Raw genomic sequence first — 26,353 nt, forward strand, 5'->3', positions numbered from 1 at the left:
ATTAAGAAAACGTCAAATATTACAAACACTTAATTTATAAGTGTTGTAAAATTTATGTAGAATTTTCAGGGATCGGAGGCCCTAGGGTCAATCAATGATTTCGCGCTCGTAAACGCCCCAAAGGTACCGCCGTTCGATCCAGCCTTCCGTGCCATCTATTTCCAGCCGGCACCAGATTCCGTCACAGGCCTGCACTTCTCCGATCACGCCTGCGTCGGCGATCAGGCGCGCGGGGGACGCGGGGCTCGGGTCTTCATAGAGTTTGCGGGTGGTGCCGATGATCATGGCTGTCCGGCGGGACGACAGAAGCGACACATGCATCCATCCGGTCGTGCCCTCATGGTCGCGTACCTTGCGCCAGGCGCGGTGCTCGTCGATCACCTCCAGCGGCAACCGGGTGCGCTCATAGACCCACAGGATCGGGTACTGGCGACCGGGGCCGGTGCGCATGAAAGCCTTGCTGGCGGCGAGCGAGATCAGCCGCGGCAAGGGCTGACCGCTTTCACCGACGCGTGGCGTTTCACTTGCCGTTTGGGCGTGTGTAGGCAGGGATTGCGACAGAATCCCGCTGAAAAGTATCAAAATCGACAAAAAGCGCAGCATTACACCCCTTTCCCCGTCGCTTGGCGTTTGAACTGGCCTCCACCTTCTGGTACTAGATGCGCATGGTCTGAGGCAAGCTCTCTGTCTCGTGGTTCTGAAAAAGGTAATGAAGGCCCATGGCTCAAAAAGGAAACCGGCAGCGTACCAAGGTTGTCGTCACGCGCAAGTTGCCGGACAATATCGAAACCCGCATGGCGGAGCTTTTTGATGTGCAGCTCAATCTCGCGGACAAGCCGCTTGGCAAGGAAGGCCTCATGAAGGCTGTGCAGACGGCGGACGTTCTGGTGCCGACGGTGACCGACAATGTAGATGCGGAAGTCATTGCGGCGGCAGGCAAGAACCTGAAGATGATCGCCAACTTCGGTGCCGGTGTGAACCATATTGACACCAAGGCAGCGCATGAAAAAGGCATTGTGGTAACCAACACGCCGGGCGTGCTGACGGAAGACACGGCAGACCTTGCCATGGCGCTGCTTTTGTCCGTGCCACGCCGCCTTTTCGAAGGCGAAAAAATCCTGCGTGCAGGTGAATGGACCGGCTGGACGCCCACCTTCCTGATGGGGCACCGCATACAGGGCAAACGTCTTGGCATTATCGGCATGGGCCGAATCGGCTCTGCGATTGCCCGTCGTGCCAAGGCCTTCAACATGGCTGTGCACTATCATAAGCGCACGCGCCTGCCGGAAGACGTGGAAGCGGAACTTGAAGCGACATATTGGGATGATCTGGATGAGATGCTCAGCCGGATGGATTTCGTGTCTGTCAACTGTCCGCTGACAGATAAAACCCACCACCTTCTGGACCGCACACGCATGAAAAAGCTGCAGCCGCACGCCGTGATCATCAACACCGCCCGCGGTGAGATCATTGACGAGGAAGCTTTGGCGGACCTGATTGAGGTGGGACGTATTGCAGGCGCTGGCCTTGACGTGTTCGAACAGGAACCCGAGATCAACCCGAAGCTGCTGGAGCTCGACAATGTTGTGCTCTTGCCGCACATGGGCTCAGCAACCGTTGAGGCCCGCATGGCCATGGGCGAGAAGGTGCTGATCAATATCCGCGCCTACGCAGACGGCCACCGGCCGCCAGATCGGGTAATCCCGAGCTAAAATAGAAACAATGTCGACCGCACCTGATGTGCGGTCGTTGCCCATCGGGGCCAACAACAGTCACAGTATGAGTTAGAAACGGTTATGACCGACCAGAAGAATATCCGCAATTTTTCGATCATTGCGCACATTGACCACGGCAAGTCCACGCTTGCTGACCGCCTGATACAGAATACCGGCGCGCTGACCGACCGGGAAATGAAGTCGCAGATTCTCGATTCGATGGATATCGAGCGCGAGCGCGGCATCACCATCAAGGCGCAGACCGTGCGGCTGGAATATAAGGCCAAGGACGGCCAGAATTATACCCTGAACCTGATGGATACACCCGGCCACGTTGACTTTGCCTATGAAGTCAGCCGCTGCCTGGCCGCGTGCGAGGGCTCTATCCTGGTGGTGGACGCCAGTCAGGGCGTTGAAGCCCAGACGCTGGCGAATGTTTATCAGGCCATCGAGAATGATCACGAGATCGTGCCGGTCCTGAACAAGATTGACCTGCCTGCCGCGGAACCTGACCGCGTGCGCCAGCAGATCGAGGACGTGATCGGCATTGATGCCACGGAGGCCGTTGAATGTTCCGCCAAATCCGGCATCGGTATCGACGATGTGCTTGAAGCTATTGTAACAAAGCTGCCAGCCCCAGAAGGTGACCCAAACGCGCCGCTGAAGGCCATGCTGGTGGACAGCTGGTACGACGCCTATCTGGGTGTGATGGTGCTGGTGCGTGTGATCGACGGCAAGATCAAGAAGGGCCAGACCATCAAGATGATGGCGGCAGATGCCGAACACAAGATCGAGCGTGTTGGTGTGTTTACGCCCAAGGGCGTAATCGTGCCGGAGCTCGGCCCCGGCGAAGTGGGCTTTATCACAGCGTCGATCAAGGAAGTGGCCGACACCCATGTGGGTGATACCATCACCGATGTCGCCAGGCCGTGCACTGAAGCCCTGCCGGGCTTCCAGCCCAGCCGGTCGGTCGTATTCTGTGGCCTGTTCCCGGCTGATACAAGTGAGTTCGAACGCCTGCGCGACGCCCTGCAGAAACTCAGGCTCAACGACGCCAGCTTTGAGTTCGAGATGGAATCGTCCGCGGCGCTCGGTTTCGGGTTCCGCTGTGGCTTCCTTGGCATGCTGCATCTGGAGATCATTCAGGAACGCCTGCTCAGGGAATTCGACCTTGAGCTGATCACCACCAGCCCGAGCGTGATTTACAAGATCCATAAGACCGACGGCACAATGGTAGAGCTGCACAACCCGGCCGACATGCCGGATGTGGTGCGCATCGACCATATCGAAGAGCCCTGGATCAACGCCACCATTCTGGTGCCGGATGAGCACTTGGGTGCTGTGCTGAAGCTCTGTGAAGACAAGCGCGGCATCCAGGAAGACCTGACATACGCCGGCACACGCGCGATGCTGAAATACCGCCTGCCGCTTAACGAAGTGGTCTATGATTTCTATGATCGGCTGAAGTCCGTCAGTCGCGGCTACGCGAGCTTTGACTATGACCTATACGGCTATGAGCAATCCGACCTGGTGAAAATGTCGATCCTGGTGAACGGCGAGCCAGTGGACGCGCTTTCGATGCTGGTTCACCGCAGCCAGGCTGAAGGTCGGGGCCGGGCGCTTTGTGAGCGCCTGAAGGACCTGATCCCGCGCCAGCTCTTTAAAATTCCGATCCAGGCGGCTATTGGCGGCAAGGTGATTGCCCGCGAGACCATCTCTGCCATGCGTAAGGACGTGACGGCCAAATGTTACGGCGGTGACGTTACCCGTAAGAAAAAGCTTCTGGAAAAGCAGAAGAAGGGTAAGGCGAAGATGCGCATGTACGGGAAAGTGGAAATCCCGCACAACGCCTTTATCGCTGCGCTCAAGATGCGGGAAAACTAGGTGGTTGAAGGCATCGATATCCAGAAGCTCGCGGCTCAAGCAAAGGCGGGTGACGCTGACGCCCAATATAAGATGGCAGCCTACCTGTCTGGCGAAGGCCAGAAAGACGCCGCGATCAAAATGCTGCGCCAGGCCGCGACCGCTGGTCACCTTGATGCCCGGTTCACGCTTTCGAACTTCATGCTCTCGGGCCATATGGTTGACCGCGATGTCAGCCACGCCGTTCAGGTTCTAGCCCAGGCTGCGGCCAAGGATCACGAAGCGTCCATGCGGCTGCTGTCTGTGTTGAAGGCCATGGGCCATGGCTGTGATGCGGATTGGCCGGCGGCTGTGGCGCTTCTGGTTACCGGTGCACGCAAGGGCCATATGCTCGCATTGGCGGAGCTGGCGCTGTTGCGCGAGCTATATGGATTTGAAGATGACCTCAATACAGCGCTTCTTTTGGCGGCTGCAACCCGCGGTAATATTATCGCAGCCATGCAGCTTGTCAGCCGTCACCTGAAGGGGGACGGCACCATTGAAGCCGGGCTTGCCAAACAGTGGACAATGCAAGGGCGCCAGCTTGGCCACCCGCTTGCCGGCAACCTTCTGGTGCGCTTTGAAGGCGCCACTGCCGCGGCGCTGCCTGAGCCAACGGAGCTGCCGAAAATTCCGGAAGATATCCTGTCTGACCTCGCGACTGCGCCAGAAGCGCTTGCGCGCCCGCAGGCAAAAGTGGAACTGGATCGCCCGCATGTGGAAACGGTACCCGGCCTTATCGGGCCGAGCCTGTGCGAGCATATCATCGCCTCGTCCGCGCCAAGCCTTGCGCCCGCGCGGGTGGTGGACCCGAACTCGGGCGAGCTGCGCGCCGATCCATACCGCCATTCCTACAATATGACCTTCTGGCCCGCAGACCTGGACCTTGTTCTGCATGCCATCGGGGCGCGCATGTGCGCCGCCGCAGGTGTTGCGCCTGACCATGGTGAGATGCTGAGCGTGCTTTACTATCAACCCGGCATGTACTACGGCCCGCACTATGACTGCCTGGTCCCGGGTGCTGACGGCCAGAATGCGGAACTTGAGCGCAGCGGCCAGCGGCCAAAGACGGTACTGATTTACCTGAATGACGGTTATGAGGGTGGCAGCACAAGTTTTGTCCGCGCCGGATTCGCTCACAAAGGCGGCGTTGGTGACGCAATTGTGTTCCAGAATGTACTCGCAGACGGTGAAATTGACGAACAATCGCTGCATGAAAGCACGCCTGTGACGGCTGGGGTGAAGTGGATCGCTTCCAAATGGATCAGGGAAAAAAGCTATCAATTTTAAGGACTTTTGCTCTTTTCTTGATAGGCCTGATATGGGACAAACGAAAAATTTTTTCGCCAGATTCCAACTTTTTGATTTTTCGAGACTCTGTTTACCGGTTGTTAACAGGCTTCATTCTATAAAGAGGGTGCTGATACAGCCTAATAGCTCCCTTGATCTGACTGTGTCGCGCGGAACCGCATGTCCTCCCCCGATTGCGGTTCCGCTTTTTTATGCACGCAGCTTTTTTCCGATTGATGCGCCTTCCTCTTGCATGTAGCCCGAAGATGACTTTGAATAAGCCCTGATAACAACGGCAGGTCTGGTATGCGTTTGATTCAGTTGATCATTTTGACAATGTCTTTGGTGGGCACGCTTGTGCTGGCTCCGCATGCCGTCGCGCAGATACAAGGCGATGGGGCCGATCCGCGTCAGCTCGCACATGACATTTATGTGGGTGTCAACCGGGGCTCGCCCCCGGCGGCCGTGGCGCTCAAGCTTGCCGAAGTGATTCAGGTGTACCGATTCCGCTGTACCCGGGTGACTGACTATCAGGTTTTTGTTTCGCGCCCGAATCTCTTGGATATCAAGGCAAAATGCAGTGGGGACCCGCTTTACGGGGTGACCGTGGCGTCGAACGGTTATGTGGCAGTTTATGGCGGTAACGGCATTCTTGGGGCGCTCGACCGGCGCGACGGGTTGATCTACAGCTTTTCGGCCTCGGGTGAGATGGAATCCGATTCGCGCCTGACGGCAGATCAGGCGATCGACGAAACCGTTGAGCGCCTGCAACTGGGGGACGGCTTGAACCTTTGGTATATTCTGGCGATGTTCGCGGTTCTGCTGGCCATCTTCATATTGATTGCAGGGGTGTGGCTCAAGATGTGGCGCCGCCGCACCACCAAGGAGCGGCAGCGGCGCAAGGTCAAGCCCATGGCACGGCACACGATTCAGGCCACAAGCGATATCAAGGATATGCTGCTGAAGGAAAGCACGCGCGTTGCGGCCAATATCTACAAGCACCCGTCAGGTATTTTCATTGCCCGTGGCAAGCGCGGTAAACGTCGGTTCTACAGGTCACGTTTCTGGGCGGCAATGTATCGGTCTCTTGGTCTCAGGATGTTTGAGACCAGCGCCCCGCAACTGATGAATGTCGAGATTCTGGGGGCAGATGCACAACCAGAAGACGGACGTCGGGAAGACTAGCGCCGGAAAGGCGGGGTCCAGTCCAGCCCTGTGGTGATGGCGATCAGGTGGGCGGCAAAGACAAAGAACCCTACAATCCCAAGGAACTGGATATAGAAAGGCGGCACCAGGGAGACCGTGCCCAGCTCGTGTTTCTTTTCGCGCCAAAAGCCGAAGGCCCAAACCAGTACGCAGGCTGCAAGGCCGATAATCGTTTCTTTAACTGACATAATGCTAGTCTGTCTGCGGTGAGAAATCGGGCTTGCCGAAATGGAAGCCTTGGGCGAAATCTACTCCCAGCGAACGCAGGAAGTCTGCCTGGAAGCGGTTTTCCACGTGTTCGCCGATGGTCTTGACACCAAGGTCATTGCACAGGCGCACGATCGACAGAAGGAAAGTTGGCCGGTAACCCGGTGTGTTCATGTCTTCCACATAGGAACCGTCAATCTTCACATAGTCCACATTGAAGGCTCGCAGATACTGGTAGCCCGCCGCCCCTGCGCCGAAATCGTCCAGGCAGATGCGGTAGTCCATGGCCTTCAGGTCATTGAGGATGGCTTCAACCTTCTCAAGATTCTCAATGGCGGCTGTTTCGGTCAGCTCCACCAGGATATTGCGGGAGGCATCCTTGCCGGCGGTAAATTCTTTCATCAGCTGGTCAGTATAGCGGCTGTTGTCCAGCGTCCGCCCTGAGATGTTGACCGCAAGCGTCAGCGGGTTCCCCAGCTTCTTCATCTTCTTCACATAGTCGATCGCCTTGTGGCACAGGGCGATGTCAAACTCTTCGATGATACCCACTTCTTCGGCGAAGCGGATGATATCCAGCGTGCTCTGGTCGCCCATGCGGTCGTCGAACCGGCTCAGCACTTCATTGTGATGCACTTCGTTCGTCGACAGCGAATAGACCGGCTGGAATGCCATCTTGAAAGTCCCTGTCTCGATCATATGGCGCATGCCAACCACGCGGCGCTGGGCTTCGGACGCCATATCTTCATAGGCCGTGGATAGCGATTCGAAATCCACTGCTCCCGGGTCTTTTACAAACTGGTTCAGCACGTAAGTGAGGGTCCTCAATACCTGGTCCTCGGTGCCTTCTTTCGGGATGTCGGAGGCCACCGTTGAATAGGCGGTCTTCAGCGTGACGTTTTCATCAACATGCTCAAGGGTGCTGCCCAGGTGCGATCCGTCCGATTTGGTGCGGTGCAGGAAAGCAAAATGCTTGTCGCCGATCTGCCCGGCAATCTCGCCGTCCACCGAAAGTGTCTTGAGGTGCGCGGCCACCTGCTTGAGCAGCGTCCGCATATATTTGGGGCCGAACTTCTTCTTGGCATCCTCGATGCCTTCCACTTCGACAGCTGTCATATAAAGATTGCTGCCGACCGGGTTGTCTTTCATGGTGCGCGCCGCCAGTTCCATGAAGCTGTCGCGCTGCAAGAGGCCGGTTTCCGGATCGGTCATATTGTCCGTACCGCCGCCGCCCAGGGGCGCGGCCCGAAGCGCCAGGAAAGTGTGGCTGTCATCGCCGGGCATCTTCAGCGCAAACAGCCGAAGCGCCAGGCTGCGGCCACCATGCGAGATGAAACGTAGCGGAATTGGACCGATTCTACCCTTGTGGTTCAGATGTTGTTGAAGCGCCGCATAGACATCGCGGTCGTCTTCATCGATCTGGTTGATGATCGGTTCACCAATCAGGCTGCCTGCGTCTGTGCCCACGCGCTCTGTGGCGCCACCCTCGAAAACGATCTTGCCTTTGTCGTTGACCTCGAAAAAGATCTCGGCAGCGGCAAAAGCAAAGGCGACGAAGCGTTCACGTTCTTTTTTGATTTCTTCAATAGGGCCGGACATAGCGTTCCTGTTTGGCGTCGCAGCTTGTGCTGCGAAAAATTCCTACCCCCTTCCTTCTATTGCTATTCGGGAAAGGTAAAGGATTTATCATGAAACCACTAAAAACTTATCGCGCTTGTGATGCAAGGACAAGCTCTGCTAGGTTTTCGGACAACGAATTTACCTGACTGACAAGGGGATATAAGAAATGCGTATCACGGGGACACTCACGGCGGGCTTTCTGTGCGCTGCGGTCATGGCACCGATATCTGCGGCAGCCGATGAAGACGCCAGAAAATTTGAACTTTCAGACATTTTCAATCTGGAATATGCCACCGGCCCACGGCTGACGCCGGACGGTGAGGCTGTTGTGTATGAGCGCCGGTCGCTCGATATCATGACAGACAGCACCCGGTCCAATATTTGGCGTGTAAACCTGGATGGCAGCGGTCACCGCCCAGTGCTGTCGGGCAAGGCCAGCTACCGCATGCCGCGTTTCTCATCAGACGGCAGCCGCATGGCTTATGTGTCGTCCGTAGAAGGCAAGAACCAGATTTACGTGCGCTGGCTGGATACCGGGGAGACCGCCCGTGTGACCGACCTGCAGTATGGCCCCGGGTCGCTTTCCTGGTCGCCCGACGGCAGCATGATCGCTTTCACCATGTTTGTGCCGACAGACGCCAAACCGCTCTATAGCCTGCCACCCGCCCCGAAGGGGGCAACTTGGGCTGGGCCGGCCAAGGTGGTTGACCGGGTGACCTACCGGGCGGACGGCGCAGGCTATTTGCCGCGCGGCTTTACCCATGTGTTTGTGGTGCCGGCTGACGGCGGCACCCCGCGTCAGGTAACAAGCGGTGACTATAACCACGGCGGCGCGCTGGCCTGGACCGCTGATTCGCAGAATATCATCTTTTCCGCCAACCGCGTGGAAGGGTGGGAGCTCAACGGCCGTGAATCCGAAATCCACAGCGTGAACGTCGCTTCGGGTGACATCACGACCCTGACGAACCGCAAAGGTCCGGACGTTGCGCCCCAGATTTCGCCGGACGGCAAGCTGGTCGCCTACCTGGGCTTCGACGATGATGGCCTCTCCAGCAAGAATGCCCAGCTTTATGTCATGAATACAGACGGCAGCGGCAGCCGCGCCCTGTTGCCGACGCTTGATCGCGGTATCGGTGAAATCCAATGGGCGCCCGATGGCCGCGGCATCTTCTACAGCTATGACAATAACGGCAAGAGGCTGGTGGCTTATGTAAACCTGGTGGGCGGTGGCCGCGTGATGACCGATGCGGTTGGCGGCACCACGCTGGGTCGCCCCTACACCAGCGGCACGTTCCGGGCCACGGCTGATGGCCGCGTGGTCTTTACCCAGTCGCGCACCGATCGCCCGGCTGACCTGGCGGTGGTGGACCGGATATCGAATGTCACCACGCTGACAGACCTGAACGGCGACGTGCTAGGCCACCGCGCGATGGCGAGCGTGGAGGAGATTTCCTTCCCAGCCAGCGTTGGCGGACACCAGATACACGCGTGGGTCGCCAAGCCCGCTGACTTCGACCCGTCGAAGAAATACCCGCTGCTTCTGGAAATCCACGGTGGCCCGCACACGGCCTATGGCCCGCAGTTCTCCGCCGAAATTCAGGGGTATGCCGCTGCCGGCTATGTTGTGGTCTACGGCAACCCGCGGGGCAGTACTTCTTATGGCGAATCTTTCGCCAATGAGATTCACCAGAACTATCCGTCGAACGACTATGACGATCTGATGGATTCGGTGAACCAGGTCATCGCCCAAGGTTATATCGATGAAGACCGGATGTATGTCACGGGTGGTTCCGGCGGCGGCGTGCTGACGGCCTGGATTGTCGGCAAGACAGATCGCTTCCGCGCAGCCGTGGTGGCCAAGCCGGTGATCAACTGGACCAGCTTCGTGCTGACCGCCGATTTCAGCCCCTTCTTCACCAAATATTGGTTCGACGGCTTCCCATGGGAAAACCAGGAAAACTACTGGAAACGGTCACCGCTCAGCCTTGTCGGCAATGTGAAGACACCAACCATGCTGTTGACCGGCGAAGAGGATTACCGCACGCCCATGTCGGAAACTGAGCAATATTACCAGGCGCTGAAGCTTCAGAAAGTCGATAGCGTGATGGTACGCATCCCGGGCGCTGGGCACGGTATCGCTGCCAAGCCGTCTAACCTGGTGCAGAAGATCGGTAACATTCTGGCCTGGTTTGACAAATACAAACCGGAAGCCGAAGCCGACTAGCGGCTGAGGCATAAGGAATAGGAAAGGGCGTCATTCGGCGCCCTTTTTATATGTTGAATGCGGCCGATGGTCCCAGCCGGTTGACATAAAAGCCCTGCCAATCAAGGATTGGTCGAACGCACCAGCCGATACCGGGGGAGAACCGATGGCAGGAGAGCAACAGGCGCACCAGCCGGTGGAGATGCTACACCCGCGGTCGCTGAAATATCTGAGCCGCTATCTGCGCATCTTGGTGCGGGGTCGGCTGTGGTTGCAGGTGGTGATCGGCATGATCGCGGGGCTTGTGCTGGGCTATGGCCTCGGGCCGACAGCCGGTCTGGTGCCAGCCGACATTTCCGCCACCATTGTCAGCTGGGTGGCGCTGCCGGGGCATCTGTTCCTGGCGCTTATTCAGATGATCGTGATTCCGCTGATTTTCGCTTCCGTCATCCGCGGGCTGGCAGCCAGCGAAAATATGGAACAGCTCAGAAGCCTTGGCATGCGCATCGTGCCCTATTTTATCTGCACCACGGCGATCGCCATCACCATCGGGCTGGTGGCTGCGATGGTCATCCAGCCCGGCCATTATGTAGACGCTGAAACCGTGCGCGCCACGCTTGGTGGCCTGCCGCAGGTCTCTGCGCCCGTATCGGCTGAGATCATCGGTATCGGCGACATACCTGAGAAGATACTGGGTATCCTGCCCACCAACCCGCTTGTCGCCATGACGGACATGGACATGCTGAAGGTGGTGTTGTTTGCCGTGATTGTGGGCGTGGCACTGGTGCTGATGGAACCCGTGCAGGCCAAGCCGCTTCTTGACCTTCTTGGGTCGTTGCAGGCGGTGTGCATGACCGTTGTGCGCTGGGCGATGCTTTTGGCGCCATTCGCAGTTTTTGGCCTGATGACACAGCTGACCTCCAAGATTGGGTTTGATGCCCTTTTCGGCATGGCCGTTTATGTGCTGACGGTTTTGGCGGGGCTTGGCGTGCTGTTTCTTTTCTATATGACGGTTGTCACGCTTGTGGCGCGCCGGAACCCGATTGAGTTTGTGGGCCAGATCAGGGAGCTGCTGCTGCTGGCTTTTTCCACCTCAAGCTCGGCTGCCGTGATGCCGCTGTCGATCCGCACGGCGGAAGACAAGCTGGATGTCCGGCCCTCCATCAGCCAGTTTATCGTGCCCATCGGGGCCACCATCAACATGGACGGCACAGCACTTTACCAGGGCGTGGCTGCCGTATTTTTGGCGCAAGTGTTCGGTGTCGATATCGGCCTTTCTGGCTATCTGCTTATTGTCCTAACGTCTGTTGGGGCCTCCATCGGCACACCCGCCACGCCGGGGGTGGGGATTGTGATCCTCTCGATGGTGGTTACATCTGTTGGAATTCCGGTTGAGGGCATTGTGCTGATCATGGGGGTGGACCGGATTTTGGACATGTGCCGCACCATGCTGAATGTCACCGGCGATATGGTGGCCTCCACCGTGATGGACCGCTGGGTGGGCGGTGCGCGGCCGCTGCAGATGGAACTGGCAGCCGAAGCCCGGCGCGAAAGTATCCGCCGCGAAACCGGCGAAGACATCATCATCACCAAGCATTAAAAAAGGCGCCCTGCGGCGCCTTTTTCTCGTCTTTCGATAGGTCTTTATTCCGCCATATAGGCGACGTCGCCCTTCACCACAGTCAGGATGGCCTTGGTTTTCGGGATATCCGCCGGGGTTGCCGTCATGATATCGCGGTCGAAGGCCGTAAGGTCCGCATCCTTGCCCACGGTGATGCTGCCGAGCCGGTCTTCAGCAAAAGCGGCATAGGCAGGCCACAGGGTAAACATCTTCAGCGCTTCAGTGCGGGTGACCGCTTCTTCCGCGTGCCAGTTTTCACCCTGGAAACCCTTCAGGTCATGGCGGTGAACAGCAGCGTAAAATTCAATCATCGGATCGCCGCGTTCAACAGGCGCGTCTGACCCGCCGGCAACCACGGCGCCGCTTGCAATGAGGCTTGACCAGGCATATGCGCCCACGAGCCGGTCGTCACCCAACCGGTCCGGTGCGAAATGCAGGTCGCCGATCGCATGGCTTGGCTGCATGGACGCAATCACGCCAAGTTCAGCATAGCGCGGCAGGTCCTCCGGGGTCACGATCTGGGTATGCTCGTCGCGCCAGCGCGGGTCTGCAATGGCGCGCTCTGGCACAGCCACATCCTCAAAGGCTTCTTCAAACCAATTGAGCACCAGGCGATTGCCGCGGTCCCCGATGGCATGCATGGCGATCTGGATACCAGAGCCGAGCGCTTGGCGCAGAAGCGGCATGGTTTCGTCCTTGGTAGTCAAGAGAAGGCCGGAAGACGCGGCGTCGCTGTATGGCTCGAGGAGCGCCGCCCCGCGGGAGCCAAGCGCCCCGTCCATGTAAAGCTTGATGGTGCGGGTGACGATGCGGCCGTCCGCATTCTGGCGCATGCCGGAGGCGAACAGGCTTGGGGCATCCTCTGGCTCAATGGCGTTATAAACACGGATTTTCACATCGCCAGCGTCCGCGAGGCGCTCAAGTGCTTCCACTCGTGTCATGGGCACGGACATATTGTGAAGCCCGGTCCAGCCATACTGGGCATAGACGTTCGCACCGGTCACCAGCGCACGGTCAACGTCTGCTTGGGTGGGGGCGGGAACAAGGCCGTAAACCAGCGGCATGGCAGCATCGACCAGCATGCCTGTGGGTTCCCCAAGAGCGTTTTTGATGATCTCGCCGCCATAAGGGGCTTCGGTCTCACCTGTAACACCCGCCATCTCAAGCGCTTTCGAGTTGGCAACAACGGCATGGCCGTCAGCCCGGGTCAGGATCACCGGAATGTCGCCGACCACTTCGTCGATGTCCCAGCGTGTTGGGAAGCGTTTTTCCGGCCAGTGGGTTTCAATCCAGCCGCGTCCCACGAGCACGCTTGGTTGTTCTTTCGCCCGCCAGTCGGCAACCGTCTTTTTCACGGCTTCGAGAGAATCAATACCTTCCAGGTTCAGCGTCAGTTCGCGTTCGCCGATGCCGTGCAGGTGTGCGTGGGCATCCACGAAGCCCGGATAAAGGGCTGCGCCGTCGAGCGACAGCACAGTGGTAGTGTCCCCCACAAGGGCCTCCGCTTCAAGCCGGGTGCCGACATGGATGAAGACACCGCCCTTGATGGCAACGGCTTCAGCCGTGGGGTTGGCGTCATCTGCGGTGTAGATGGGGCCGCCCCAGATGACCATGTCGGCGACAGGCGTGGCGGCGGGTGCATTTGTTGTATCCTGCGCGAACACACCTGCTGCGGCAGTGCCAACAAGGGCAAAAAGGGTGGCAAATAGTCTGATGGGGCGCATGGTGCATCTCCTGATCTGAGACCATCATGCTATGGCTGCAAAAAGGAGTGTCAAGAGAAAGGGTTAGTCCACCCTTGCGCCCGGCATGCTGACAGGCCACAATGCAGGGCAATCCCACCCGGGAAGGCGGGGGGCTGTGGAAGGTTCGGGCTGTGCGTGACGCGATTGTTGCATTGATTGTTCTAGGCTGGTTGCCTTTCGCCTTTTTTCGTCCTGTTGTTGGTGTTTTGCTGTGGTTTTGGCTGTCGCACATGAACCCCCACGCCTATACCTATGGCTTTGCCGCGAGTTTCGGTTTTCTGGATTACGTCGCGCTGGTGACCCTGGCGGGCCTGGTGATGGACGGCACCAGAAAAAAGATTCCCGGGCATCCCATTGTCGTCATCCTAATGACCTATCTGGTCTGGATCATCCTGACCACCATCATGGCGTTCGACCCGGGCAATGCGATGGAGAAATTCGTCCATTTGTTCAAGGTGCTCTTGTTCACGTTCGTGGCCATAATAACCATGCAGACGCCCAATCGGCTCAAAGGCATTCTATTTGTTCTGATGATGTCGATGGCCTACATTGGTGTGAAGGGTGGTCTCTATACCATTGCAACAGGCGGCGGCGGTCGGGTGCAGGGTGCCGGCGGCATGATGGGGGACAACAACCAGCTTGCGGTTGCCATGGCCATGTCCCTGCCGCTGGCGATCTATTTCTTCCAGCACCCGCCAAAACCCTACCTTAAATGGCCGGCGCTTGGACTGGCGCTGTGTTTCGCCATATCGGTGGTGGGGACACAGTCCCGCGGGGGCTTTGCCGCCTTGGCGGCTGTATCCTTCATGATGCTGATGAAAACCCGGCGGAAATTTACCGCGCTATTCGTCATGGCCGCATTGGCGGTGGGGGGCTATTACTTTGCCCCGGACAGTTGGAAAAACCGTATCGAGAGTAGTGAAAAAACCACGGAAGACGACAGTTTCCGCGGGCGTGTGGTGATGTGGAAATTCTCCTCTAACCTGGCGGATGACAACCCGATCGAAGGTGGTGGATTTGATGTCTTCTATGTGCCGCGTGCGCGGGAACTGTATATGTCGCCTGGCGAGAAGGCCAGGGCGCCGCACTCCATTTATTTCGAAGTGCTGGCAGAGCATGGCTACACAGGGCTTGTGCTATGGCTGACAATATTGTTCACCGGGTGGTATGCGGGCGGCACGGCGGCGAAGCGTTACAGAGCGCATGAGGAGACTCGGTGGCTGGGGGACCTGTGCGCCGCGTGCCAGTTGTCGATGGTGGGCTACGCCGCCGGTGGCCTGACGGTGAATATCGCCACCTTTGACTATTTCCATGACCTGCTGGCCTTCATTGTGCTCAGTTCTGTAATTGGCGAAAAGCTGCTTGCCCGCGCCGAGAGAAGGGGGGCCGACATTGGTGGCGGCTCAGATGCCGAGGCGGTACCTGTCAAATCGAAGAAATGGTCACCTTACCAGAATAGGGATGGGCAGGCGGTAAGGGCGCTGTCGCGAGAGAGCGGACATAGAGCTTAGCCTTGTTCTTTCGTCTCGTCTTCTTTCAGAGGCTGGCTGGCGCTGGCATCAAATTTGGATGCAAAATCCATGGAGCTGGCGCCAGAGCGCCTGCGCACCAGAGCGACCACCACCCCAATGACCGCACCCGCCAGAATGACTGTGCCAAGCATGATGGCGAACCCGAGAATCCACCCCACTAGGCTGTACATGCTTTCACAGTCGTCGCCGCACAGGCTTTCCATGGGATTGCCAACCCAAAAACGGAAAGCGCCATAAGCCACGAGGCTCAAAAGGATAAGCCCGAACAGATGTTTGAGGCGTAGGTCCAGTGCTCCGGCCCTGCGCCGTTTCTGGCGTTTTTTGATCATGAGATGCTCTGACATGGGCGGCACTATGGGCGCGGGGCAATTCATGGTCAAGATGTGATCGCAGGGATCACGGTAAATTCACAGCTCTCTCAAAGCAGGTCGTGCTTCTTCAGGCCGTGGCGGAACTGGTCATAGGTCAGCCCAACATGCTTGGCCGCCGCGCGTTGATTGAAGCGGCTTTCTTCAAGCGCATGCCTGTATAGTTTTCGTTCGAACGATGCAGCTTCTTCCTTGAGATCAAACGGGCCGTCCGGCAGGGCAGAGCCTGCGGGTGTTGCTTGGGGCATGGGCGTAGCGGGGGCGGCAGGCTGTTTGCGGTTGGTCTTAGCAGGCGGACGGAAAGGGCTTTCGAACGGATCGAAGACAATATCGCATACCGGCTGTTCGCCGTCCCACGCGCGGTAGATAGCGCGCTCCACCACATTCTTGAGTTCCCGGATGTTGCCCGGCCAGTGATAGTCCATCATCTGGGCCGTGGCCTTCTTTGAAAAGCCGGGGAACACCAACCATTCAAGTTCACGCGCCATGGCCATGCCGAAATGTTCGGCCAGCAGCATGATGTCTTCCTTGCGTTCCCGAAGTGGTGGCACGGTAATAACGTCAAACGCCAGCCGGTCCAGAAGGTCATGGCGAAATTCACCGGCATCCGCGGCCGCTGGCAGATCGATGTTTGTGGCGCCAATCACGCGCACGTCCACATTGATGGTGTCGGTGCCGCCGACGCGCTCGAACTCGCCATATTCAATGACGCGCAGGAGCTTTTCCTGCGCCGCCATGCTCATGGTGCCGATCTCATCAAGGAACAGGCTGCCTTCGTCTGCCGCTTCAAACCGCCCCGCGCGGCGGTTCCTGGCACCTGTGAAGGCGCCGGGCTCGTACCCGAACAGCTCGCTTTCCAGAAGTGTTTCGGCCAAAGCCGCGCAGTTCATCTTCTGGAAGACCCTGTTCCAGCGGTTCGACAAATAGTGCAGACGCCAGGCGATCAGTTCCTTGCCCGTGCCGCGTTCGCCGATCACCAGCATCGGCCGGTCAAGGGGGGCTGCCCTGCTGATTTGGTCCATCATGTCCAGGAAAGCCGGGCTGTCGCCGATGATTTGTTCTTGTTTTTTAACCATGTGCTAATAATAGGTGAAAAATACTAAATATTGGTAATTATTTTTATCATGAATATCAGTTATTCAAGAGGTTAAATTTTTTATCCATTTAAAACAATGGGTTAAGAAATTTTCAAAAACTGGCACACCCCCTGCAAACAAGGGAAATGTCAGCGACAAAAAAGACTGACACGAAAAAACAAACACAAGACAGCGAACAAGAACTAGAGGACGACGAAGATGACCAAGATGCTCCACATGATGCCGGTAACGCCCGGGACACGACGCGAGGGGATGGATGCTGTTGGGGTAATTGCAGGGGTTGAGCTCGCGCGCCACACAGATGGCCGCCTGCCAGAAATAAGCCGCCGCATGCGCCGCATGGAACGTCAACGTCGTCTCAACTAGTTCATCCTGGCCCCGGCTTAACCCCGAGAAGAGGGATGCCGGGGCCGCGACTAACACCGCCCCCGAGAATAATAAAAAGCGAGGATCGGGGGCATGTCCCAAAAAATGGCAAAAGCCCGGGACACGTAGCGAGGACATACGAAAGGAAGTACAAAATGGGTATCTTTTCACGCCTGACTGACATCATTAACTCCAATATCAATGCCATTCTGGACAAAGCGGAAGATCCTGAAAAAATCATCCGTATGGTGATCCAGGAAATGGAAGACACGCTTGTTGAAGTGCGCTCTTCCGCTGCCAAGACAATCGCCGACCAGAAAGACCTGGAGCGCCGCATCAAGAAGGTGAAGCAGGCGCAGGGCGACTGGGAGAAGAAAGCCGAGCTGGCCATCTCCAAAGGCCGTGACGACCTGGCGAAAGGCGCGCTGATTGAAAAATCCAAGGTTGCCGAAATGCTGGCCCATCTTGAAGAAGAGATGAAGCATCTCTCTGAAGCGCTTGGCCGCAACGAGGAAGATGTTATCAAGCTGGAAGCCAAGCTTCGCGAGGCCCGCGCCAAGAAGGCAAGCATGCAGGCCCGCCACAAGTCAGCGTCGAACCAGGTGCGTGTCCGCAAGAATCTGTATGACAACCGCATCCAGGATGCATTCGACCGGTTTGACAAAGTCGACGCCCGCCTTGACCGCCTTGAAGGTGAAGCCGAAGCAATGGCCATTGGTCGCGGCGAAAACCTTGAGGACGCCTTCAAGGAGCTTGAGAGCAACGATGAGATCGAACAAGAGCTGGCAGCTCTGAAGGCAAAAGCTTCGGGTGAAACGAAGAAAGCTCCTGCAAAAAAATCGGCGTCGAAATAATCGGCGCCCAACAACAATAAAGACATAGGGGAACTAAAATGGACGAAGCCATACCAATCCTGCTCGTAGTCGTCGTGATCCCGCTCTGGATCATCTTCCACTACATCACCAAATGGAAGCAGATGAATGGCATCACCGCCGAAGATGAAGCATCGCTGGGCGACCTGCGCACCGCCGCCGACCGCCTGGAAGACCGCCTTCGCACCATGGAACGCATCATGGATGACGAAGTGCCAGACTGGAGGAGCCGTCACCATGACAAATTTTAACAACCGCCCGACCAAACTTTACAAAGACCCAGTCCATGGTCGTGTTATGGGTGTGTGTGCCGGCATCGCAGATTACTTCGACATCAAAGTTGGCGTGGTGCGTTTTCTGGCTTTCTTCGGCATCCTCTTTACGTTCCCGTGGCTTCTGATCGGCTATTTCATCCTGGGGATGGCGCTGGACCCAAAGCCCGAAGGCCTTTATGAGGACGAAAAGGAAGAAGAATTCTGGAAGCAGACGCGCAAGAGCCCGGACTATACGGCCGCTGAGCTGCGCCGCCGGTTCCGGGACATCGAACGCCGCACGTCCGAGATGGAGGCCTATATGACCAGCAAACGCTTCCGACTGGAGCGGGAACTGAAGGCTCTCGAAGACTAGACTTTCAAGGGACTATATGTCGGAGCCTTCCCTTCCTGGAGAGCTTTCCCTTTCTCCCGAGAGAAGTGTTGCGACAACGGGCAGGTGCTGATCGGACCTGCCCCTTTTTTCATAAGCCGGATGGTTTAACCTGATGGTAACAAAGAGCGCCTAAAAGGCGCCGACGACAGCCGAAGAGCTCGCTCATAAGAGCCGCGGCAGACAGCAAGGATAGTGAGTGACATGAGTGTAGCCGTTATTGGTTTGGCCCTTGGGCTGAACGCCACATCACCTGCGATCACGAGTGAGATGAACCCCCACATGCTGGCGGCAGACCGCCACTATCAGGAACTGGTGTACCAACACAAACCTGTTTTCCGTGTTGCCCCGACAGAGGCCAGCCGGCTGGTTCTCAGGCAAAGGACGCGGCCCGAAAGGCGCGCCGAGGGCGACGCGCAGACCGAGGTCCGCTAACAGAAGTGCAGCATCCTAAGAGTGCTGGGCGTTAAGGCGGGCTTCTTCTTCCTCAAGCGCCTTCGCGTAGGCCTTGCGACCCCAGAGCAAAAGGGCAATGCAGGCTGGCGTCGTAATCGCGGCCACTGTCGCCAGCGAATAGTTCAGCATCATTTCATCACCAAATAGATGGTCGGTGAAGGCGCCTATCAGCAAGGGGCCGGCACCATAGCCGATGATGCTGGTACACAGCACATACATCGCGATTATCTGACCACGCATCTGATTTGGCGTGATGATCTGCAGCGAGGCGAAGGCGATGCCTGACGGCAGATTGATAAACAGGTTTGAAATGCCGAGAACCCACCATGCCGTTGTGGTGTCTGCGATAAAGGGTAGTATCAGGCTGGGCACCAAGTAGCCAATGGGGGCAACCAGAAGCGCCCGGATGTGGGCATCTTTCTTGCCTTGGCCCAGCCAATAGTCCGCAAGAAAGCCGCCGAGCAAAAGACCAGCCGGCCCTGTGAGCAGCGAAATTGTACCAAAAATTTTGCCCACTTCACCGGGTGCCAGGCCGTGGTAGCGGTGAAAGAAAAAGGCCAGGAAACTGAGTGTGCCGAAACCAAGCGCCGCCACACAGGAAACACCGAGGCAGATGCCGGCATAGGCTCTGAAACGGTCTTTCACATGCTTCACGACCTCTTTTACCGGTATACTGGCCCCACTTTGAGACACACCTTTTCTACTGGGTTCCTTGACCGTCAGCATAAGAAACGTCAACAGGATGCCGGGCAGCCCAACCATGAGGAAGGCTTTTTGCCAGCTGCCCATCAGGCCAACGCCGGGGATTTCCACATCCGGCAGGCGTTCTGCCAGGTCTATCGCCGCTCCCCCCACAATGAAGGCCAGAGCTGAGCCTACCGGAATGCCCATGGAATAGACGCTGAGTGCGGTGGCCAGGCGTTTTTTGGGAAAGCTGTCTGCAAGAATGGAATTGGCGGCTGGGGCCAGCGTTGCCTCGCCAATCCCCACACCCATACGCAGCAGGAACAGCGAAATGAAATTGCTGGCCAGCGACGATGCCGCTGTCATCAGGCTCCAGAGAAACAGGCCGACGGCTATCAAGCCGCGCCGGCTTTTGCTGTCGGCAATACGGGCGCAAAAGAGGCCGAAGACGGTGTAGAAAACCGCGAAGGCAAAGCCTGTCAGGAGGCCAAACTGGGTATCCGAGATGCCAAAATCCGCCTTGATGGCTGGGCCCAAAAGCCCGAGAATCTGGCGGTCGATGAAGGAAAAGGTATAGATAACCAGCAGCAGCGCTACCATGTACCAGGCATAGGCCGGGCGTGGATAGCCGTCTTGGTTTGGTGACATGTGCGCTTCCCCTCGCTTGTGTCGCATGCCCTTTTTCAGCTTTAGGCCTTTAACTTGAGGGGCCAATCCGATAGACACACTGTCGTTAGGTAAGCATTAAGTCGGGCGTTTGGCCCGACTGTCAAGGCGCTGGTGTTTGGATAAAGATGATGTCTCTTGAAAATACGACGATCGCTGAAATTTTGGACACATTCGAGTTTCTCGATGATTGGGAAGACCGCTACCGCTATGTGATCGACCTGGGGCGCAAGTTACCGCCGCTCGACGAGAGCGAGATGACGGATGACTATAAAGTGCGCGGTTGTCAGAGCCAGGTGTGGCTGGTGCCTGAGGTGGACGCGGAAGGCCGTATCCATCTGCGCGGTGACAGCGACGCCCATATCGTCAAGGGCTTGGTGGCTTTGATGCTGCTGATCTATTCCGGCAAGACGGCTGAGGAGATTTTGGCCACAGACGCCAAGGGCATCCTGGACCAGCTTGGCCTTGCGGCGCACCTGTCGCCCATGCGGGCCAACGGCCTGTTTTCCATGGTCGAACGGATAAGGGCCATCGCCGAAGCGGCCTAAGTTTAGCCCATCAAATTGCAATGTTATGTTCAATGGATGCTGAACTTGTTTCAGGGTCTATGTCAGGTGGTAATGGCGCCAGCTTACCCTGCAAAAGAAAAGGCCCCGGATTTTCCGGGGCCTTCTTTGTGTCTGCTGGTATCTGTCTTAGGCGATGAAGTTGTCAAAGATAATCTTGCCGAAGATGATACCGATGGCCGTTGGGCTCACGAACCGCACCAGGAAGTACCAGATGCGGAAGGTCTTATCGCTGAGCGCCAGCTCATCCATCATGTTCTTGCGTGTCACGAACCAACCCACGAACAGCGCCGTGAACATGCCGCCAAGTGGCATCATGATGTTGTTGGTCAGGAAGTCTTTCACGCCCATGATGTCCAGCTCAAGCCCAAGCATGTTGATCTTGATGTCCGACAGCAGGTTTGTGCCCTGGCTGTAGGCTGACAGAACGCCAAGAAGCCCTGCGGCCACGCCCATGGTGACGGCAACCTTACGGCGGTTCCAGCCGGTTTTCTCCTCGACATAGGATACAGGTGGCTCCAGAAGCGAGATGGAGCTTGTAACTGCCGCCACAGCCAACAGGCCGAAGAACAGTGTGCCGAATACGATCCCGAAAGGCATCTGGCCGAAGGCGATTGGCAGGCTCATGAACACCAGGCCGCCGCCACCGGCAACATCAAGGCCATATGCGAATACGATTGGGAAAATCGCGAGACCAGCCATCAGTGCAACGGCACTGTCTGCTGCCGCAATGGTCACGGCGGACTTGCCGATCTTCACGTCTTTCGTCAGGTACGAACCATAGGTCATGATGGAACCAAGCGCGAGCGAGAGCGAGAAGAACGACTGGCCCAGCGCCTGCAGGACCGTGTCCAGGCTGAAGCGTGTTGCCGGTTCGCCGGCTGCGATGGCTTCAGCGGTGTTCGGCTTGAACAACAGTTTGTCGAAATCCGGGTTGAACAGGAAGTCGATGGTCTTGGCGAAGTCGCCCGTGAAGCCGGAATAGATCACCAGAATGATCAGGATGGCGAACAGCGCCGGCATCAGCACGGTTACGGCTTTTTCGAGGCCGCCCTGAACGCCTTTCGCCACGATGAAGATGGTAATGGCCATGAAGGCAAAGTGGGACACCAGCGTTTTCACCGGGTCAGAGATATAACCAACGAAGGTGTTTTGCGCCGTTTCCGCGTCAATGCCGCTGAAGGTGCCCATGGCCGCTTTGGCCATATAGGCCAGTGTCCAGCCGCCCACGACCGAATAAAAGCTGATCACGATGAAGGCGCCAACCACGCCAGACCAGCCGATCAGGCTCCACCAATGACTTTTCTTTTCGTCTTGTGCGATCTTTTTCATCGACCCGATTGGTGACAATTGCCCGCGCCGCCCAAGCGAAAGCTCTGCCACCAGCATGGGTGTGCCGATGAAGAATACAAACAGCAGGTAAACCATGACGAAGGCACCGCCGCCGCCTTCACCTGCTTCATATGGAAATTTCCAAATATTGCCCAATCCGACGGCGCTACCGACGGCGGCCATGATAAAGGCCCAGCGCGATGACCAATGAGCGTGTTGTGCTGCTCCAGCCATAAATCCCTCTCCCCGAGTTACTATATTTTTTGCGCAGTATGACAGCCCATGCGCAATTTGGGCGCCATCATAGAAAGAAGGCGCCCCAGTGGCTAGCGGAATCTTTGGTGGCGAAACAAGGCCTTAAACCAAGGCTTACGGCGACGTGTCGAGCACTGCGCAATAGTCGCCGTTGCTTTTGACCTGTTGGCAAAGGCGGCGGGCGTCATCCCGATTGTCCAGCCGCACGCCCAGGCGCACAACGCCGCCCGAAACATTGACCTCCCACTGGTCGATATAGCCCTTAAGGGATGGGAACTTGGCCTCAAGCGTCGGCTTGTTGCCCTGGGCGGACTGGTATGTCTTGTAGCTTTCCAGGTGCGCGAACCAGCGCCCAAGTGGCGAGGTGGACTGAGGCCTGTAAACGGTCATCGGCGAGCTGCTGAATCCGCTTGAAGGACGGACGGAACTGATCGCGCTGCCGCCGTCCAGGGTCGGCAGGCCTTCATGCAGTTGTTGCGGGCGCGCGGAGGCGACATCCAGCGACCGCAGGTTCTGTGCGATCAGGGCCAGGCGGCGGGCCGCTTCGCTTGAGACGGTGCCATTCGCAAGAAGTTCGGTGCCGCAGTGCAGATACACAGGGTCTGTGGACCCTGCTGCCATCAGCCCAGCATAGAGTTTGCGGGCGGATACAGGGTGCCCGCTTTTCTCCATCGCGAGCGCTGTGAAGAACTGGTCAACAGGGCTGGCGAGCGGCTCGGCGCTCAGGATTTCGACAGCGTCGGCTGCACGTCCTTCACACAGGGCATTGGCCACCGGTTTTGGTGCGCGCTTGGCGCCTGCTGTAGGCTTGGTGCCCACAGGCGCGCTTGAGCATGCCGCGACAAGCAGAAGGGACAGCGCGAAGCCTGCGCCTTTTGCGATAGCACTGATGCCGGAATTATTGAGACTGCGCATCGAGGATAATCCGGTTGTCGCGAGGTTGCACAGGGCGGTTGTTGGTGCCGACAATGCCCTGAACCAGTTTGATCTGGTCCGCGGAGAATTCGATCGGTGTCTTTAGCACATACCAGTTTACGCCCGGTGTGCATGGCGGATGGCTCAGGGACCCCATATAGCGGAAATAGTCTTTTTCCTGCGGCATGAAGTCCCGCGCATTGATTTTCACATTCGGCAGGTTCACGCCCTGGCCTGTTTCAATCGGCAGGTGCGGCAGCAGTTCTTCCGCCGCTTCGTTTGTTCCGCCTTCCTTCACCAGAACCGACACGATGGCCATTTCACCGCTCAGCGCCTGATGGGTGAACTGAATTTCAAGGGGGAAGGTGCGGTCCAGAACCTGGTGTTCTGCCGGTGTATGGAAATGGAATTCCTTCAGGACGAAAACCTTGGCCCCCACCCGCAGGATGCTGCCGGGCGCATAATTCTGGCGCACGGTGCTGCCGTCATTATGGGTGGCGACTGAGGTGACATTGTAAAGAGGCTCCAGCCGGTACATCACGGCGGGTTCGGTGCCGGAGATCACGATCGGGGACTGCATGCCCGCACCGCATGCCGGTGCAATGGATGACCATGCATCCGGGCCGGTACTGCCGCTGTAGCTCCACTCCTGTCCAAAGCTCCAACTGTCCTGAAACGCGGACGCTGCCGTCGCCGTGCCGATGATGGCGGCAAAAGCAGCCAAGGCATGTTTTCGGATCATAATCCCCTCCTGATACGGCGCCGGGCGGCTGAAAATTACAGCTGGCCGCCTTCGTCACTCAATCTGGCCTCAACCGATCTTGGCCCTAAGCTACTATGCTGGGCGCGCTATTAAAAGCCTGTAATTTCATCTAGTTCCCGGGCAAACTGTGCCAACCTTGCGGGCATATCGGCCTCTGCCATGTTGGCGAACCCAAACAACAGCCCTTTTTGTGGCTTGGCATGGCTGTAGCTGGCCGAAAGCGGCACGGCGCCAAGGCCAGCGCGGTGGGCGGCGGCCGCCAGCTTCCGGTCGTCCATATGGGCAAGGGAGGGGGCGGCAAGTCCGACAACATGCAGTCCTGCATCTGTCGGCAATAGCGTGAAATAGGGCGCGAGGCATTCGCTCGCCGTGTCGAAGAAGCACTGCAGCCGTTCCTTGTGGATCGACCGAAGCCGCCTCAGGTGGCGGGCGAAGTGACCGTCGGCGATGAAACGCTCCAGGATCATCTGGTCTGAGAGCGGTGGGAAGCTCTCTGTCTGTTCCCTGTGCCGGATCACGCGTGAAGCCATGCTGGGTGGCAGCACCAAATATCCGATCCTGAGAGACAGAAACAGCGACTTGGAAAAGCTGCCGCCATAAATCACATGTCTGCCGCCATCCAGCCCCTGAAGCGATTGCACGGGGCGCCCGCCATAGCGGAACTCGCTGTCATAGTCGTCCTCAAGGATATAGGCGCCTGTCTCTCTGGCCCATTCCAGAAGCTCAAGGCGGCGGCTGACCGGCATGGTGGAGCCCAGCGGATAGTGCCTGCTGGGCGTCACCAAAAGCATGCCCGGTGCCTCACGGGACCGGGCGGGCACCACGGCGCCGCTATTGTCGACTTGGGTAAAAGCAACCTTGTGCGGCAGGGATTCGGCTGTCCGCAGGATACCGGGATAGCCCGGATCTTCCAGGATAAGCGTCCGGTCATGTGGGATGATGCTTTCGGCCACGAACTTCAGGCCCTGCTGCAGCCCAGTGGTGATCATGATCTGGTCTGCATCCGCTAGCACGCCGCGCGCTGTTTGCAGGTAACTTGCGATGGCTTCCCTCAGCGGTCGGTACCCTGCCGGGTCATTGTGCTCCAATTCACTTGTGCCGGCATGCCGCCACACGCGTCCGGCAATTCGCGCCCAAAGGGCGAAGGGGAACTGGTCCAGCGCCGGCATGCCCGAAAGCGGCCTCTTTGCGCGGCCTGATGGCCTGTCTGTCTGCGCCTTTGGGCTGTCGCCAACCGTCAGATAGTGGTCTGGAAGGTCACTGCTGACAAACGTGCCCGCGCCAACCCGGCTTTCAAGATAGCCTTCGGCCATCAGCTGGTCATAGGCGGCAAGAACCGTATTGCGGGAAAGCGAAAGGCGTGTGGCCATGGCGCGGCTGGCGGGCAGGCGGTCCCCGGCATGCAGGTGGCCTTTCAAGATGGCGTCCTGCAGCAGAAGCATCAGCTGTTCATTCAGCGGTGTGTCGCTTTCCGGGTTCAGGCCGGGTGTCAGAAGGGTTTCCACCATCCGATCTGTGCGGCGGCGGGCGTTTGCGCCAGCGTTGATTTGACCGGACATAATTGGACCCTTGAAAAATTATAAATTGGACCTTCTTGTGGGATCAATATTATCCCAAGCTGCGGCCATGTCCAGTCCTGAAGAGAGAAGAGCGAAAGATCAGAAATGGCCGAGTTCACGATAAACGAGCGAAACAGGGTAAAGCGCGGTCACAAGCGCGCCCGGTATGATGAAGAAACCATATATGGCATCCTCGACAGTCACTTTCTTTGCCATGTGGCCTATGAGGTCGGTGGCCAGCCGCAGATCATTCCCACCAGCTACTGGCGGGAAGGCAACCGGCTTTATTGGCATGGGGCATCTAAAAGCCGGATGATCGTTGAGGTCACAAGCGGCAAAGATGTGTGTGTGAGCGTCACCCATCTGGATGGGCTTGTGCTGGCGCGCTCGGCCTTCAATACCAGCGCCAATTACCGCTCGGTGGTCTGCTATGGCCGTCCCGAACTGGTGACGGACACGGCAGAGTTCGACCGCCAGATGGAGCTGTTTTTCGAACAGCTTGCACCGGGCCGCTGGCCGCAGCTTCGACCGGTCACGGATCAGGAGCGCAAGGCCACGGGCCTTGTGGTGATGGAAATAGAGGACGCAGCGGCAAAGGTGCGCGATGGCGGCCCCGGTGACGGTGACACGGAAGATGTCGACTGGCCGGTTTGGGCCGGGCATATTCCGCTCACGACCCAGCAGCGTGGCCCAGTGGGCGTGCATGAGGGCGTGCGGGCAGCGCTTAATCACCCCTTGATGCCGGGGTACGACTGGAACAACAGGTAGGTG

25 protein-coding genes are annotated in these 26,353 nt (G+C 57.7%); 14 read left to right on the forward strand and 11 right to left on the reverse strand.

The genetic code is table 11. The features are described 5' to 3' along the window. Window positions 1-87: 87 nt before the first annotated feature. Complete coding sequence (locus KORM41_RS00380; protein ID WP_068143235.1) at window positions 88-603, reverse strand: SH3 domain-containing protein; 516 nt, start codon at window positions 601-603, stop codon at window positions 88-90. 116 nt (window positions 604-719) lie between these two features. On the opposite strand from KORM41_RS00380, the gene KORM41_RS00385 reads away from it, so the two are divergent. The 4 genes from KORM41_RS00385 to KORM41_RS00400 all read left to right on the forward strand — a co-directional run bounded on the left by KORM41_RS00385 (window position 720) and on the right by KORM41_RS00400 (window position 6,092). After that, window positions 720-1,712 (forward strand): 2-hydroxyacid dehydrogenase, encoded by a 993-nt coding sequence (locus KORM41_RS00385; protein ID WP_068143237.1) that lies wholly within the window; start codon window positions 720-722, stop codon window positions 1,710-1,712. Window positions 1,713-1,796: 84 nt separating this feature from the next. Continuing rightward, window positions 1,797-3,599: a translation elongation factor 4 gene (lepA, locus tag KORM41_RS00390; protein WP_068143239.1), complete on the forward strand. Its 1,803-nt coding sequence runs from the start codon at window positions 1,797-1,799 to the stop codon at window positions 3,597-3,599. Beyond that, window positions 3,600-4,907, forward strand: coding sequence for a 2OG-Fe(II) oxygenase (locus KORM41_RS00395; protein WP_068143241.1), 1,308 nt, complete (start codon window positions 3,600-3,602; stop codon window positions 4,905-4,907). A 336-nt stretch (window positions 4,908-5,243) separates the two neighbouring features. After that, on the forward strand, window positions 5,244-6,092 hold the full coding sequence (locus KORM41_RS00400) for a hypothetical protein (protein WP_231727043.1): 849 nt from the start codon (window positions 5,244-5,246) through the stop codon (window positions 6,090-6,092). Here the strand turns inward: KORM41_RS00400 and KORM41_RS00405 are convergent. Together KORM41_RS00405 and KORM41_RS00410 are read right to left on the reverse strand one after the other, a co-directional pair. After that, window positions 6,089-6,301 carry a hypothetical protein gene (locus KORM41_RS00405; protein ID WP_068143245.1) on the reverse strand — a complete coding sequence of 71 codons (213 nt, stop codon included), beginning with the start codon at window positions 6,299-6,301 and terminating at the stop codon, window positions 6,089-6,091. The genes KORM41_RS00400 and KORM41_RS00405 overlap by 4 nt on opposite strands. 4 nt (window positions 6,302-6,305) lie before the next feature. Then, window positions 6,306-7,916 (reverse strand): EAL domain-containing protein, encoded by a 1,611-nt coding sequence (locus KORM41_RS00410; protein WP_068143247.1) that lies wholly within the window; start codon window positions 7,914-7,916, stop codon window positions 6,306-6,308. A 187-nt stretch (window positions 7,917-8,103) separates the two neighbouring features. Between KORM41_RS00410 and KORM41_RS00415 the strand changes: the two genes are divergently transcribed. Further along, window positions 8,104-10,161 carry an alpha/beta hydrolase family protein gene (locus tag KORM41_RS00415; RefSeq protein ID WP_068143249.1) on the forward strand — a complete coding sequence of 686 codons (2,058 nt, stop codon included), beginning with the start codon at window positions 8,104-8,106 and terminating at the stop codon, window positions 10,159-10,161. Between the two features lie 145 nt (window positions 10,162-10,306). Further along, on the forward strand, window positions 10,307-11,740 hold the full coding sequence (locus tag KORM41_RS00420; RefSeq protein WP_068143251.1) for a dicarboxylate/amino acid:cation symporter: 1,434 nt from the start codon (window positions 10,307-10,309) through the stop codon (window positions 11,738-11,740). A gap of 44 nt (window positions 11,741-11,784) precedes the next feature. Here KORM41_RS00420 and KORM41_RS00425 read toward each other — a convergent pair whose 3' ends face one another. After that, window positions 11,785-13,485, reverse strand: a complete 1,701-nt coding sequence (locus KORM41_RS00425; protein WP_068143252.1) for an amidohydrolase — start codon at window positions 13,483-13,485, stop codon at window positions 11,785-11,787. 101 nt (window positions 13,486-13,586) lie between these two features. Here KORM41_RS00425 and KORM41_RS00430 point away from each other — a divergent pair, with 101 nt between their 5' ends. Continuing rightward, window positions 13,587-15,017: a putative O-glycosylation ligase, exosortase A system-associated gene (locus KORM41_RS00430; RefSeq protein ID WP_068143254.1), complete on the forward strand. Its 1,431-nt coding sequence runs from the start codon at window positions 13,587-13,589 to the stop codon at window positions 15,015-15,017. On the opposite strand, the gene KORM41_RS00435 is transcribed toward KORM41_RS00430, so the two are convergent. Further along, a complete protein-coding gene (locus KORM41_RS00435; RefSeq protein ID WP_068143256.1) occupies window positions 15,014-15,367 on the reverse strand; it encodes a hypothetical protein in 354 nt (117 codons plus the stop codon). The two genes, KORM41_RS00430 and KORM41_RS00435, sit on opposite strands and share 4 nt — an antisense overlap. Window positions 15,368-15,456: 89 nt before the next feature. Then, entirely contained in the window at window positions 15,457-16,482 is a 1,026-nt protein-coding gene (gene pspF / locus KORM41_RS00440; RefSeq protein WP_068143257.1) for a phage shock protein operon transcriptional activator, read from the reverse strand. Between the two features lie 219 nt (window positions 16,483-16,701). On the opposite strand from pspF, the gene KORM41_RS21625 reads away from it, so the two are divergent. The 5 genes from KORM41_RS21625 to KORM41_RS00460 all read left to right on the forward strand — a co-directional run bounded on the left by KORM41_RS21625 (window position 16,702) and on the right by KORM41_RS00460 (window position 18,821). Then, window positions 16,702-16,869, forward strand: coding sequence for a hypothetical protein (locus KORM41_RS21625; RefSeq protein ID WP_156431836.1), 168 nt, complete (start codon window positions 16,702-16,704; stop codon window positions 16,867-16,869). Between the two features lie 155 nt (window positions 16,870-17,024). Beyond that, window positions 17,025-17,723 carry a phage shock protein PspA gene (pspA, locus tag KORM41_RS00445; protein WP_068143259.1) on the forward strand — a complete coding sequence of 233 codons (699 nt, stop codon included), beginning with the start codon at window positions 17,025-17,027 and terminating at the stop codon, window positions 17,721-17,723. A 38-nt stretch (window positions 17,724-17,761) separates the two neighbouring features. Next, window positions 17,762-17,992: an envelope stress response membrane protein PspB gene (gene pspB, locus KORM41_RS00450; protein WP_068143261.1), complete on the forward strand. Its 231-nt coding sequence runs from the start codon at window positions 17,762-17,764 to the stop codon at window positions 17,990-17,992. Further along, a complete protein-coding gene (gene pspC / locus KORM41_RS00455; RefSeq protein ID WP_068143263.1) occupies window positions 17,979-18,368 on the forward strand; it encodes an envelope stress response membrane protein PspC in 390 nt (129 codons plus the stop codon). Before pspB ends, pspC begins: the two co-directional genes overlap by 14 nt. Before the next feature lie 222 nt (window positions 18,369-18,590). Beyond that, on the forward strand, window positions 18,591-18,821 hold the full coding sequence (locus tag KORM41_RS00460; RefSeq protein ID WP_068143265.1) for a hypothetical protein: 231 nt from the start codon (window positions 18,591-18,593) through the stop codon (window positions 18,819-18,821). Between the two features lie 15 nt (window positions 18,822-18,836). On the opposite strand, the gene KORM41_RS00465 is transcribed toward KORM41_RS00460, so the two are convergent. Continuing rightward, window positions 18,837-20,174 carry a spinster family MFS transporter gene (locus KORM41_RS00465; protein WP_068143267.1) on the reverse strand — a complete coding sequence of 446 codons (1,338 nt, stop codon included), beginning with the start codon at window positions 20,172-20,174 and terminating at the stop codon, window positions 18,837-18,839. 149 nt (window positions 20,175-20,323) lie between these two features. Here KORM41_RS00465 and KORM41_RS00470 point away from each other — a divergent pair, with 149 nt between their 5' ends. Then, a complete protein-coding gene (locus KORM41_RS00470) occupies window positions 20,324-20,740 on the forward strand; it encodes a SufE family protein (protein ID WP_068144050.1) in 417 nt (138 codons plus the stop codon). Between the two features lie 147 nt (window positions 20,741-20,887). Here the strand turns inward: KORM41_RS00470 and KORM41_RS00475 are convergent, their stop codons facing one another. The 4 genes from KORM41_RS00475 to pdxR form a co-directional block, all read right to left on the reverse strand. Next, window positions 20,888-22,324 (reverse strand): sodium-dependent transporter, encoded by a 1,437-nt coding sequence (locus tag KORM41_RS00475; protein WP_082719635.1) that lies wholly within the window; start codon window positions 22,322-22,324, stop codon window positions 20,888-20,890. Window positions 22,325-22,459: 135 nt separating this feature from the next. Continuing rightward, a complete protein-coding gene (locus tag KORM41_RS00480; protein WP_068143271.1) occupies window positions 22,460-23,260 on the reverse strand; it encodes a hypothetical protein in 801 nt (266 codons plus the stop codon). After that, a complete protein-coding gene (locus KORM41_RS00485) occupies window positions 23,244-24,002 on the reverse strand; it encodes a carbonic anhydrase (protein WP_068143272.1) in 759 nt (252 codons plus the stop codon). The genes KORM41_RS00480 and KORM41_RS00485 overlap by 17 nt, the downstream gene beginning before the upstream one ends. 110 nt (window positions 24,003-24,112) lie before the next feature. Then, on the reverse strand, window positions 24,113-25,582 hold the full coding sequence (pdxR, locus tag KORM41_RS00490; protein ID WP_068143275.1) for a MocR-like pyridoxine biosynthesis transcription factor PdxR: 1,470 nt from the start codon (window positions 25,580-25,582) through the stop codon (window positions 24,113-24,115). Window positions 25,583-25,687: 105 nt separating this feature from the next. Between pdxR and KORM41_RS00495 the strand changes: the two genes are divergently transcribed. Then, entirely contained in the window at window positions 25,688-26,350 is a 663-nt protein-coding gene (locus tag KORM41_RS00495) for a pyridoxamine 5'-phosphate oxidase family protein (RefSeq protein ID WP_068143277.1), read from the forward strand. Window positions 26,351-26,353: the final 3 nt, after the last annotated feature.

It is taken from the genome of Kordiimonas lipolytica, assembly GCF_001550065.1.

Excerpts from the sequence above, each read along its gene's own strand:
- KORM41_RS00380 (WP_068143235.1), bottom strand. The coding sequence starts at position 603 with ATGCTGCGCTTTTTGTCGATTTTGATACTTTTCAGCGGGATTCTGTCG.
- KORM41_RS00385 (WP_068143237.1), top strand. The coding sequence starts at position 720 with ATGGCTCAAAAAGGAAACCGGCAGCGTACCAAGGTTGTCGTCACGCGC.
- lepA (WP_068143239.1), top strand. The coding sequence starts at position 1,797 with ATGACCGACCAGAAGAATATCCGCAATTTTTCGATCATTGCGCACATT.
- KORM41_RS00400 (WP_231727043.1), top strand. The coding sequence starts at position 5,244 with ATGTCTTTGGTGGGCACGCTTGTGCTGGCTCCGCATGCCGTCGCGCAG.
- KORM41_RS00405 (WP_068143245.1), bottom strand. The coding sequence starts at position 6,301 with ATGTCAGTTAAAGAAACGATTATCGGCCTTGCAGCCTGCGTACTGGTT.
- KORM41_RS00410 (WP_068143247.1), bottom strand. The coding sequence starts at position 7,916 with ATGTCCGGCCCTATTGAAGAAATCAAAAAAGAACGTGAACGCTTCGTC.
- KORM41_RS00415 (WP_068143249.1), top strand. The coding sequence starts at position 8,104 with ATGCGTATCACGGGGACACTCACGGCGGGCTTTCTGTGCGCTGCGGTC.
- KORM41_RS00420 (WP_068143251.1), top strand. The coding sequence starts at position 10,307 with ATGGCAGGAGAGCAACAGGCGCACCAGCCGGTGGAGATGCTACACCCG.
- KORM41_RS00425 (WP_068143252.1), bottom strand. The coding sequence starts at position 13,485 with ATGCGCCCCATCAGACTATTTGCCACCCTTTTTGCCCTTGTTGGCACT.
- KORM41_RS00430 (WP_068143254.1), top strand. The coding sequence starts at position 13,587 with ATGCAGGGCAATCCCACCCGGGAAGGCGGGGGGCTGTGGAAGGTTCGG.
- KORM41_RS00435 (WP_068143256.1), bottom strand. The coding sequence starts at position 15,367 with ATGATCAAAAAACGCCAGAAACGGCGCAGGGCCGGAGCACTGGACCTA.
- pspF (WP_068143257.1), bottom strand. The coding sequence starts at position 16,482 with ATGGTTAAAAAACAAGAACAAATCATCGGCGACAGCCCGGCTTTCCTG.
- KORM41_RS21625 (WP_156431836.1), top strand. The coding sequence starts at position 16,702 with ATGACCAAGATGCTCCACATGATGCCGGTAACGCCCGGGACACGACGC.
- pspA (WP_068143259.1), top strand. The coding sequence starts at position 17,025 with ATGGGTATCTTTTCACGCCTGACTGACATCATTAACTCCAATATCAAT.
- pspB (WP_068143261.1), top strand. The coding sequence starts at position 17,762 with ATGGACGAAGCCATACCAATCCTGCTCGTAGTCGTCGTGATCCCGCTC.
- pspC (WP_068143263.1), top strand. The coding sequence starts at position 17,979 with ATGACAAATTTTAACAACCGCCCGACCAAACTTTACAAAGACCCAGTC.
- KORM41_RS00460 (WP_068143265.1), top strand. The coding sequence starts at position 18,591 with ATGAGTGTAGCCGTTATTGGTTTGGCCCTTGGGCTGAACGCCACATCA.
- KORM41_RS00465 (WP_068143267.1), bottom strand. The coding sequence starts at position 20,174 with ATGTCACCAAACCAAGACGGCTATCCACGCCCGGCCTATGCCTGGTAC.
- KORM41_RS00470 (WP_068144050.1), top strand. The coding sequence starts at position 20,324 with ATGTCTCTTGAAAATACGACGATCGCTGAAATTTTGGACACATTCGAG.
- KORM41_RS00475 (WP_082719635.1), bottom strand. The coding sequence starts at position 22,324 with ATGGCTGGAGCAGCACAACACGCTCATTGGTCATCGCGCTGGGCCTTT.
- KORM41_RS00480 (WP_068143271.1), bottom strand. The coding sequence starts at position 23,260 with ATGCGCAGTCTCAATAATTCCGGCATCAGTGCTATCGCAAAAGGCGCA.
- KORM41_RS00485 (WP_068143272.1), bottom strand. The coding sequence starts at position 24,002 with ATGATCCGAAAACATGCCTTGGCTGCTTTTGCCGCCATCATCGGCACG.
- pdxR (WP_068143275.1), bottom strand. The coding sequence starts at position 25,582 with ATGTCCGGTCAAATCAACGCTGGCGCAAACGCCCGCCGCCGCACAGAT.
- KORM41_RS00495 (WP_068143277.1), top strand. The coding sequence starts at position 25,688 with ATGGCCGAGTTCACGATAAACGAGCGAAACAGGGTAAAGCGCGGTCAC.